Here is a 2,470-nt window from a genome sequence, read left to right as displayed (position 1 = left end):
GTCGGGGGGGTCGGGCTCCGACGGCCGCGCCCGGCTACCGCGGGGCCGCGCCGAACCGGACGCCGCGGACCCCGAGCCGGTCCCCGGGGTGACCTCCGGCGGCAAGGCGGGCTTGGGGGCGACGGGCTTGCCCGGCCCCGCGGGCGGCTCCAGGGACGGCGGCGTGCCCCGCCGCCCGCCGCCGGCCGGCGGCGCCGGGCGCCGCGACCCGGGCTGGCGGGACGGCCGGGACGCGCCCGGCCGCGGCTCCGCGGACCGCGGCTGCGGCTTGATCTGCGGCAGCGCCTGGGTGGTCAGGGACGCCGGGTCGGCCGTGCCCTGCTCGTCCTCGTCGCGGGACCTGCCGGACCAGTAGCCCGCGTCGCCGGCCGGGTCGGGCCGCCGGCCCTCCTCGGGCCCCTGCTGGTCGTCGCCGCCCCAGGCGAGCGGCGCCTCACCCGCGGTGCGGGTCTCGGGTGCGCGCGTCTCCGGGGTCCGGGGCTCGGGGGTTCGCGCCTCGGCGCCGCCCCTGCCGTCCCCGCCGCGCGGCGGGCGGGCCTGGCGGGACGGGGCCGGACGCGACTGCCTTCCCCCGCGCGGCTCCGGCGGCTCCAGCAGGGCACCGAGCACGGTGACGCCGGCGCGTTCGGCCTCCACGTACGCCTGGCGCAGCTCCTCCCGGGTAGTCACGCCCTGGTTGACGACGAGGATGACCGCGTCCATGAACGTGCACAGCGCCTGCGCGTCGGCGTCGTGCAGGCTCGCGGCGTTGACGACGAGGTACTCGCTGCGGCGGCGCAGCACCTTCACGGCCTCGCGCATGCGCGGCCCGCTGAACCGGTGCGCGGCCTCCAGGGCGCGCGGCCCGCGCGGGAGCAGCCGCAACTGCGAGTCGGTGTGGATGAGCAGGGTCGCCGGGTCGGTGCCGCTGAGCAGCGTGTCGGACAGCCCCTTGCCGGGACGCGCGCCGAACAGCCCGGTCATGTCGGCGTCCTCGGTGGTCGCGTCGATCATGATGGTCTTGGCCCCGGCGAAGGCGAGCGAGACCGCGAGGTTGGCGCTGGCCAGCCGGGCGCTGCCGCCCGGGGTGGCGCTGGTGACCAGCAGCGCCACCGGGGTCTGCGGCGCGGTCGCCACGACCGCGGCGCGCAGCCGCCGGTAGGCCTCGCCGACCGGGCTCTTGGGTGCGCTGACCAGGGCGAGGGAGTCGCCGGGCGGGCCGCCCGCCGGGATGGTGGACAGCGCCCGGACGCCGAGGCCCTCGACCGCATCGGCGTTGCGCAGCCGCTGGTTCAGCCGCTCCCGCAGCAGCATGATCACAAAGCCGGCGAGCAGCCCCAGGACCAGGCCGCCGGTGCCGTACAGCGCCTTGCGGATGATGCCGGGCCCGGCCGGCGCGTCCGCCGGGGTGATGACCTGGCCGGGGTCGAGCGGCGTGCTGGCGATGTCGTTGGACTGCTCGTCGATCACGCCGAGCTGGTTGGTGTAGGCGGTGACGCGCTGCTGCATGGTGGCGCGCTGGGAGCCGGAGGAGGCCGCCATCTCCTGGTTGGCCTGCTGGAGCTGCCGCTGGACCTTTGCGGCCTGCGTCTTCAGCTTGGCGATCTGGTTGTTCACCACGCCCTGGGCGCGCTGCGTCCGGTACTCCAGGTAGGCGTCGGCGTACGCCTGCGCGCCCGCGCGGGCCTTCGTCGAGCCGTTGGTGGTGTAGGTCAGGGTGAGCACCTGGGTGTTGGGCGGGACGGTGACCTCCACCTCGCCCTCCGGCTCGCGCCCGAGCTTCTTCTGGACGATCCTGCCGACCCCGTCGGTGGCGACCAGCTGCGCCTCCGTCTGCAGGTTCACCAGGTCGTCGCCGCGCCCCTCCGGCGAGTACGGGTTGCCCTCCAGCGGGCTGACCAGCACTGTCGCCGTGGCCTGGTAGGGCGGTGGCACGGCGATCTCCAGGGCGATGCCCGCGCCCGCGCCGAGCACGCCGAGGACGACCAGCGCCACCATGTAGCGCCGGACCAGGGACAGCAGCTGCCCTCCCTGCGGGTCGGCCGTCTGGTCAGCTCCCACGGCGATCCCCCTCATAGATCCGTGTCGTGCTTGGCGGACTGTTCATCACGACTTTAACCGCGCGTTGCACGCAGACGGTTCCGTTCATCTCAACCTCGTCCGGGAGCTGTGGCTCTGGGTGGGGTCCGGTCTGGGGTCCGCCCGGGGGCCCGGGGTGGCGGGCCGCCGAGGCTCGGTGCGGTCAGCACGATGCCACGTGCGGGGTTGGCGGACTGGTCGAGGGCCAGTACACCGCTCGCGACCTCGCGGTCCAGCGCCCGCCCGCGCTGGGCCACGACCAGGGTCAGGTCGCTGGCCGCGGCCGCGGCGATGGTGTCGGCGCCGTTGATGTCGGGGGTGGTGATGATGACGATGCGCGACTCGCGGCCGGCCCTGTCCACGGCCCGGGTGAGCTGCCGGTCGTCGTCGCTGCGCACCAGCCGGACGGCGA

1 protein-coding gene and 1 pseudogene are annotated in these 2,470 nt (G+C 75.9%); both read right to left on the bottom strand.

Features of this window, described 5'->3' with window-relative positions:
* Nucleotides 1-2,040 (bottom strand): annotated as a pseudogene (locus tag E1285_RS44515) (hypothetical protein); the annotation flags it as partial.
* An 89-nt stretch (nucleotides 2,041-2,129) separates the two neighbouring features.
* Nucleotides 2,130-2,470 (bottom strand): hypothetical protein (locus E1285_RS46320; RefSeq protein ID WP_207947293.1); only part of this gene is annotated, 341 nt, incomplete at its 5' end.

Origin of the sequence: Actinomadura sp. 7K507, assembly GCF_004348425.1 — a bacterium.
Classification (GTDB): Bacteria; Actinomycetota; Actinomycetes; order Streptosporangiales; family Streptosporangiaceae; genus Spirillospora.
This window is presented reverse-complemented; position numbering and strand designations above follow the sequence as displayed.